Annotated in this window: 1 pseudogene; it reads left to right on the top strand. The window is 58.1% G+C overall.

The features are described from left to right. Positions 1–241: 241 nt before the first annotated feature. A pseudogene (locus VTU_RS34320) lies at positions 242–514 on the top strand (transposase); the annotation flags it as partial. Between the last annotated feature and the right edge of the window lie 32 nt (positions 515–546).

Raw genomic sequence — 546 nt, 5'->3', positions numbered from 1 at the left:
TTGGTGAACAGCGCTTCCAGTTCAACACCCATCAGACACTCCCATGTTCAACATCAACTTGGTGGACCTGTGGACAGGCCCGAGGCGACCTGCCCGCTGGCGTCCACTACCAGCGGCTATTGTGCATGTTGGTTTCCACACGAAACGACGAGGAGCCCCTGTCCGCTGGCATCCACTACCAGCGGCTATTGTGCATGCTGGTTTCCACACAAAACGACGAGGAGCCCGCACGAGCATGTGGCAAGAGGCCAAGATCATGGCTCTGATGGTGCGAGCACGTGACTTGGGCAATCCAGTGGACTGGTTGCTGCACAGCAAACGAGTTCTCGGAGAAGACGACAAACTGTGGAGCCGGGTGACGGCGGGCGAGTCGCAAGGAGAGATTCGTTTCACGCCCGTGGAGACCCTGGAGCAAGCCGCCCGGATGATCGACTGGTACCGGGCGCGCTGGGAGATCGAAATGTTCTTTCACGTGCTCAAGAACGGTTGTCGGATCGAAGCCTTGCGGTTAACGTGAAAGATACCGTCTCCGAAGCGAGCACGATC

Origin of the sequence: Verminephrobacter aporrectodeae subsp. tuberculatae At4 (assembly GCF_000193225.1) — a bacterium.
Classification (GTDB): Bacteria; Pseudomonadota; Gammaproteobacteria; order Burkholderiales; family Burkholderiaceae_C; genus Acidovorax; species Acidovorax aporrectodeae.
This window is presented reverse-complemented; position numbering and strand designations above follow the sequence as displayed.